This window comes from Bacillus sp. 7894-2, assembly GCF_002272225.1.
Lineage (GTDB): Bacteria > Bacillota > Bacilli > Bacillales > Cytobacillaceae > Cytobacillus.
This window is the reverse complement of record NZ_NPDG01000108.1, coordinates 1-6846: the sequence shown is the minus strand read 5'-3', so window position 1 is coordinate 6846 and position 6846 is coordinate 1. Positions and strand designations below refer to the sequence as shown.

Sequence of the window (6846 nt, the reverse complement as noted above, 5' to 3'; positions counted from 1 at the left end):
TCCTCTGAGTCTTGAAGTGGGGGTCTTACTGCCCGTTAGACTGCGATAAAGTAAAAAACAGCTCCCGAGAGGAAGCTGTTTTTTACTTTCTGGAGATTTCACTGAACATGGCCACATGCAGCTTCGGTTCTTCTGCATCATTTTTGATGGTACTGATGGTTAGCCATTCCAGGAAGAGCTCGCCGTTCTTCTTTTTGTTCCAGATTTCACCCTGCCAATATCCTTTTGTCTCAATTTCCTCCCACATCTGCTTATAAAAATCTATTGTATGTTTTCCTGACTGCAGGATGGCAGGTGTTTTGCCGACCGCTTCCTCCGGTGTATATCCAGTAACCTTTGTAAAGGCAGGATTTACTTTTTTAATAATTCCTTTTAAGTCGGTAATCATCATGCCGGACTCAGTACTTTCAAGGACCTGTTTCGATAAGCTGAGTTTATCCTGGTAGTAAAGCCAAACGACTAAAATTAAGCTTGCGAGGGCAAATTCGGATAATGCCATAAACCCGATGGCATAATGCCCGGTCCAATCGAACAGGATGGTTAAAATAATCGGCGGGAAAAATCCGCCAAGTCCCCCCATAGCAGCGACTATCCCATTGACAATACCGGCTTGTTTGGAAAAATACATGGGTACAAGTTTAAATATCGTACCATTTCCGATTCCTGCACAAATTGCTACACCGAGACATCCAACTGTGTAGATCGGAAGTGATGGCGTGAAGGATAGGAGAAAGCCGCCGAATGTCAGCCCGGAGAATACAAGCATCAAAATGACAAAGGAATTAAATTTATCCCCAAGCCAACCGCCGACAGGACGCAAAAAGGTAGCGATGGCAATAAAGCCGGCCGTCCGAAGTCCTGCATCCACTTTATCCAGTCCAAAGTGATTGACAAGGAAATTGGGCAAATAAATGGTAAAGGCTACGAAGGATCCGAACGTGATGAAATAAAACAAACTTAACAGCCATAACTTGGGATTGCGGTAAACACTTTTAATCTGCTCCCCGAGAGACACCTGGATTTTCTTTTCTTTACGGTCACCAAGCAGGAAGTTTAATACCGCAATGAGTGCTAAGAGGATGATAAAGAACTGCACTGTAATTCGCCAGCCGAAGCTGTTTGCCAATACCGGCGCCAAAAAAGCGGTTAATGCTGTGCCGATGTTGCCGGCGCCATAAATGCCGTTTACAAAACCGTGGCGTTCTTTTGGATAGTATTTGGGCAAGGAGGTAACACCGACAGAGAAAACTGCTCCGCCGATTCCCAGTAAAAGCCCTCCGAGGATGAGGGTCATCTTCGTACCTGCTGAACTGATCACAAACACAGGCAGAATCAAGACAATGAAGCTTATGGTAAAAATAGGCCTTGCGCCGTACCGGTTGGTCCAGTAGCCAATTGGGACTCTTAATAAAGACCCCAATATGACCGGGATAGCCGTGACTAACGCCACTTCTCCCGGCTTGAGGGCGATATCGGATTGGATATAAGGCATCAGGGAGGAAAGAATAACCCACACCATGAAGCCTACAACCAGACTTCCTGTCTGCAGAACTAATTGAAAGCTTCCTTTTTGCATAACGCTCTCCTTTCATGTATGAAAATGCATGTGTGAACGTGATGTAATATAGGGCAATCTTAGTTTTAAAATACCCAAATACTTACAGGTCAACCATCCTTTTTACGGAATCATAACCTTTGATAACAAAATGAAATAAACATAAGGCGGTATGTATTGGTTTCCTTTATTTGTCCGCTGGCATTTGCATGATATCAGGTCAAATTAGAGCTTCCTGCTGTTACCGGAAGCTCACAGCCTTTCTTTATTCCTTTCCATTCTGTTTTCAAAGAATTTCCTGGCCTCGTCTTTTATCATACTTCTGATCATACTTAGTATTTTCATGTTCATCACCACTATAGGAATACGCGGAAGAAAATATTCTGTGCCAGTCCTTGTATCGGCTGAAATGAATAAAAGACTCCTGCTCCGACGTCAGAGGCAGCAGTCTATCAGAGCGGGTATTATTTTCTTTCAGGAGTGCCAGGCGGCATATAGCTTGGCGGGATTCTCAGCCAGCCTCTTTCCTTCATTAAATTCTTAAGAGGGGACGCTATTTCCATCAAGTGCACCTGTAAGGAAAAGAACATTAACCCCACATCTGTTCTGACTGTTTTACTCATAGCCTGTGCACAGAAGGTTATGCTTGCTGCGAGTTTTACAGACATTAAATTAGCTATTTCATCTTCAGTCAACTTTACACCTTCAGGAACAGAATCCGGGTTGGAAAGTGGTTTTTCGGCATTAGTTAAAGGCATCGGCACCCCTTCTTTAAGCAGAAAATCTTCAATCATTTTTGTGTCTGCCCTGCTTCCTTCAATGGAGGAGCGTATAGTATGCAATAGTTCAGGATCTGTGGTCATATTTAAAGCAATATAGTAAAGGGAGTGGGCTTCATGGAATGCTGTATACAGAGTCCATAAATCCATAACCTCCCCGACATGCAGCGGCGGCTTCGGTTCGTTATCAGCAAAATTCTTAATGGTTTCCTTAATGGCCTCGAATGGGTTTCGCACTATTTCACCCCATAATATGTATTTTTTTTAGTTTTACCGATATTTTCAATTTCATTCGGTTTTAAGGAAAGGAGTATTTTTTGAAACTATTTTTGAGAATATTCGTATTACATTAGAAGCCTTATTCGGAAAAGGGGAATTTCAGATTGAAAAATAGAGTGCTGAAGAGACTTTCCTATCTTTATACCGGAGAATCAATGAGTCTAATCATGTTTGTCTTCATCAGTTACCTGGTGAACTTTACCTATCCGGATCTCCAATTATATTCACTGTTTTCTTTCTGGTCATCATTTCTGCTGCTGGAGTTCATCTTGCTTCAGGGCATCATTTATTGGTTTGTAAAATGGAAACGATTAAAAAGGGAGAATACGTCAGTTGCCCCGGTCACACTTGTACAGCGTTTATGGATTACAAAGAAATGGAATCTTGGCATGATCACAGTGATTCCAGGTGCATTCGTGGCAGACTACGTAATATGGCACCCGGCAGTTCCTCCTGGATTTGCAATTGCCGGCTTTATCTATGTCTTTGCCGTTCTCGAATATATCAACTATTTTCATATTCAGCTATCCTATGACAATCGCTCTGACATTAACAGCCTTAAACAGACAAAACGATTTAAACAGGCTTGCTTGAGCAAAGAATTCAAGAGGCTGGAGAATTTTGATGGGAGTAAATTGGGGTGAGGTTATGGAAGATACACTACATAGGAATGATGGACTCAGCCTGATTGGTAATGTAGTTTAAAGCGGCTTGTTTTGATTTTTGCTGAATAAGAGGGGGGCTGGGAATTGGACTAATACAGAAAAAGCGTTAATGGAGAAGGTCTAAGATGCCTGCCTTATTTTTGTCACGGTAAAGGAGAACGTAAAAATGGAAATATTGATTGAAAAAGCAATGATGAAAGATGCAGTGCAATTAACACACGTTATGAAATCTGCATTTGATGAGGAAGCTCGAAAATGGCTTACAGATGATGAAGAATATATAGCAGATTTTAATATTCAGCCGCCCGGATACGATTCCCTGCAAATGACGGAATATATGATTCAGGAACTGGATTATTATAAAGTGATTTATAAAAATGAAATAGCAGGCGGGATTATTGTTACGATTTCCGGAAAATCGTATGGACGGATTGATCGGATTTTTATCCGGCCTGAATTACAGGGCTACGGAATTGGTTCCGCTGCCATGAAGTTTATAGAAAGTCATTATCCCTATGTAAAGGCATGGGAACTCGAAACATCGGCCAGACAAATCAATAATCATCACTTCTACGAAAAAATGGGCTTTCAATTATCTTTTAAAACGGATGAAGAGTATTGTTACGAGAAAAGGACCGGAGCTGCTAAACAGGATATTAAGGATTCACAATTTGAGGATTGCGATATAGGAAACACTGAATTTTACAAAGTAAATATATCGGAAAGTTCGTTCAGCAACAGCAGCCTGAGTAAAGCACATTTCAACAATTGTAATTTAAGTCATTCAAAGTTTCAAAATATTAATCTCCAAAAATCACTTTTTGCGGACTTGAATCTATCTGAAAGCAGGTTCTTGCATGTTACCTTAAGCGGAGTGCAATTTGCTGAGACAAATCTTCGAGGTGGAAAGGATCCCATTTCATTTAATGGATGTAACCTGGAAGGGAGTAAAATAACTAACTGCTGTATGGAAAATGTTGAAATTTCCGAAAGCAGCATAAGTGGAATGAAGATCAATGGTATTCCAGTTGAAGAACTTTTGCGTGTTTATGAACAAAATAAATGAGGGACTCACGTATTTGTATTATGATAACTTGAAATGAAGCGGAGAGCTTGTGGCATGAGTAAACCTGATGTAATGGAAATGGTTAATCATTTATTAGAAGAAGTAAAGGTGATATTAAAAGATAATTTTAAAGGTTTTTATTTGCATGGCTCATTGGCGATGGGCGGATTTAACCCGGATAAAAGTGATGTTGATATTTTAATTGTAACGTATCATTCCTTGTCTTCTGATATTAAAAGTAAGATGGCAAAGTTATTCTTAAAGTGTTCCAATGCACCTTTCCCCATTGAAGTCAGCTTTTTGAATGAAAAAGATCTCAGCAACTGGCAGCATCCATGTCCATTTGATTTTCACTATAGTGAATTTTGGCGTGAGAGATTTGAAGAAGAAGTGGATCCGTATAGCGTTTCCGGGTTTGATCCTGATTTGGCTGCTCATATTACGATCGTTAATCATCAAGGTATCTGTGCTGCAGGAGAATCCATAAAAGCAACCTTTCCTAATGTGCCGAGAGAGGACTACCTGTCTTCTATCCTGGGGGATTACCGTGATTGCCTTGTAAATCTAAAAGAAGATCCTGTTTATAGTGTCTTAAATATGATTCGGGTATATTGGTATCTCAAGGAACAAGTTATATCATCCAAGTATGAAGCGGGGGAGTGGGCACTGAAGTCAATGCCGGATGAGTTTATACCTGCTATTCAAAAGATAGTGGGAATATATAGTTCAGCTGCAAATGATCATTCTCACATAGATTTTACTAAGCTCTATGATTTAAGAGACTATATTGATGGTGAAGTCCGGAAACTGATAAGCTTTTAAAGGAATGGTCGGTATTCAGACGGATTAGCCATCATCATACTTCATTCATTCTAAACATAATGGTATAATCAGGAAAAAGAAAGAAGTGTTCCTTTTGGATCTAATTACGGGGAAAATCCTGTTTACTTCCTTATTCATCATTCTTATACATAGTATTGAAACACTGGCCTATGCTGTCCGATTATCGGGTGCCAGGGTCAAGCTGATCGCATCAGGGCTTTCTTTGTTCAGTACCATTGTCATTGTTTCACGAATGGCGAACATGGGTCAGCAGCCGTTGCTTGGGAGTATTATTGATACTGCTCCAGAACAAAACTTTCTCAGTTTTGTTGAAAATCAATTCAGGGTGTTAATTGGGGCTTCCACAATAGGGACCATCATTGGAATTCTGCTGCTGCCGACATTTATAGCGATTTTCTCAAGAGCCATTATCCGTCTTGCCGATGCAGGAGGATCAGTGCCTTCGCTGCTAAAAGTCGGTTTTAGCTGGAAATCGGCAAAGACAGTAATCAGCCATTTTAAGTTTCCGAGAATTTCTTATTTAAATGGACTTAAACTCAGTGAAATACCAAAACGGCTATTTCTATTCAATATGTTTGTAACCGCTATCTATACAATTGGAGTGCTGTCAGCTCTATATGCTTCGCTGCTTACTCATGATAGCTCCAGAACAGCAATTATGGCATCTGGTCTCATAAACGGTGTAGCAACGATCCTGCTATCGATTTTTGTCGATCCGAAAATTTCTGTCATGTCAGATAATGTGGTGCGCGGGAAAGCAAAGTATACGAATCTAAAAGGGATTTCCATAATGATGGTTACCTCCCGATTGATAGGAACCGTCCTTGCACAGATCTTGTTTATACCCGGGGCCTATTATATTGCCTGGGCTTCAAAGTTTTTTGTATAGAAAAAACGGCACTGCTCATCCAGTGCCGTTTTCGTTTTAGATACTTTCGCTCTTGCGCTTGCTGATGAATTTGTAAGTAAAGAAAATTATGAGCCCCGCAAGGATTATCAGGACTAGAGGAAGGGCATAGCTATTGAAGATTTCCTCTGCTTCTTTATAATGGGGACCAAGCTTATACCCCAGATAAACATAGAATGCGGTAATCGGGAGCATTGCCAGGAATGTATAAATCGAAAACTTCCACAAATTCATTTTGGCCATTCCGCACGGAATCGAGATCGCTGTACGGACAACCGGCATAAAGCGGGCAAAGAAGGCGACACCTGAACCGTACTTTTCAAAGAACTTGTCCGACGCATCAATCTGTTTTTGTGAAACTAAGAAGTATTTTCCGTATTTTAAAACCATGGGACGGCCGCCATATCGGCCCAGCGCATATAATGTCAGCGGTCCGATCGTTCCTCCCACAGTGCCTGCTAATACAACCAGATAATAATTAAAGTCACCCTCGAAAACCCAAAAGCCGGCCAATGGAAGAACCACTTCTGCCGGGACAAATTCAAAACATAGGGCAAGCAATATTCCAAAGTAAGAGAACTGTTTTAAAAATTCAATTAAGCTGATAACAATTTCTGACATAGTCACACATCCTGTAAATTTATAAAAAGGTAATTCAGAAGTACATAAGTCAGTCTAACGGGTAATAAGAAAACAATCAAGTATTTATCGCAGTCTAACGGGCAGTAAGACCCCACTTCAAGACTCAGAAG

General features: G+C 40.7%; 7 protein-coding genes. 4 read left to right on the top strand and 3 right to left on the bottom strand.

Features of this window, described 5'->3' with window-relative positions; all coding sequences use genetic code 11:
* Positions 1-82 precede the first annotated feature (82 nt).
* Together CHI10_RS16345 and CHI10_RS16340 are read right to left on the bottom strand one after the other, a co-directional pair.
* Positions 83-1576 (bottom strand): nitrate/nitrite transporter, encoded by a 1494-nt coding sequence (locus CHI10_RS16345; RefSeq protein ID WP_095245291.1) that lies wholly within the window; start codon positions 1574-1576, stop codon positions 83-85.
* Between the two features lie 443 nt (positions 1577-2019).
* The gene (locus CHI10_RS16340) at positions 2020-2571 is read right to left on the bottom strand and encodes a DUF3231 family protein (protein WP_095245290.1); all 552 of its coding nucleotides are present in this window, start codon (positions 2569-2571) and stop codon (positions 2020-2022) included.
* Between the two features lie 146 nt (positions 2572-2717).
* On the opposite strand from CHI10_RS16340, the gene CHI10_RS16335 reads away from it, so the two are divergent.
* From CHI10_RS16335 to CHI10_RS16320, 4 genes are all read left to right on the top strand, one after another.
* The gene (locus CHI10_RS16335; protein ID WP_095245289.1) at positions 2718-3257 is read left to right on the top strand and encodes a general stress protein; all 540 of its coding nucleotides are present in this window, start codon (positions 2718-2720) and stop codon (positions 3255-3257) included.
* Positions 3258-3444: 187 nt separating this feature from the next.
* Entirely contained in the window at positions 3445-4344 is a 900-nt protein-coding gene (locus CHI10_RS16330) for a GNAT family N-acetyltransferase (protein WP_095245288.1), read from the top strand.
* 54 nt (positions 4345-4398) lie between these two features.
* Positions 4399-5166, top strand: coding sequence for an aminoglycoside adenylyltransferase domain-containing protein (locus tag CHI10_RS16325; RefSeq protein ID WP_095245287.1), 768 nt, complete (start codon positions 4399-4401; stop codon positions 5164-5166).
* A 94-nt stretch (positions 5167-5260) separates the two neighbouring features.
* The gene (locus tag CHI10_RS16320) at positions 5261-6076 is read left to right on the top strand and encodes a lipid II flippase Amj family protein (protein ID WP_095245292.1); all 816 of its coding nucleotides are present in this window, start codon (positions 5261-5263) and stop codon (positions 6074-6076) included.
* A gap of 36 nt (positions 6077-6112) precedes the next feature.
* Here the strand turns inward: CHI10_RS16320 and CHI10_RS16315 are convergent, their stop codons facing one another.
* Entirely contained in the window at positions 6113-6715 is a 603-nt protein-coding gene (locus CHI10_RS16315; RefSeq protein ID WP_095245286.1) for a DedA family protein, read from the bottom strand.
* Between the last annotated feature and the right edge of the window lie 131 nt (positions 6716-6846).

Excerpts from the sequence above, each read along its gene's own strand:
- CHI10_RS16330 (WP_095245288.1), top strand. The coding sequence starts at position 3,445 with ATGGAAATATTGATTGAAAAAGCAATGATGAAAGATGCAGTGCAATTA.
- CHI10_RS16315 (WP_095245286.1), bottom strand. The coding sequence starts at position 6,715 with ATGTCAGAAATTGTTATCAGCTTAATTGAATTTTTAAAACAGTTCTCT.
- CHI10_RS16325 (WP_095245287.1), top strand. The coding sequence starts at position 4,399 with ATGAGTAAACCTGATGTAATGGAAATGGTTAATCATTTATTAGAAGAA.
- CHI10_RS16345 (WP_095245291.1), bottom strand. The coding sequence starts at position 1,576 with ATGCAAAAAGGAAGCTTTCAATTAGTTCTGCAGACAGGAAGTCTGGTT.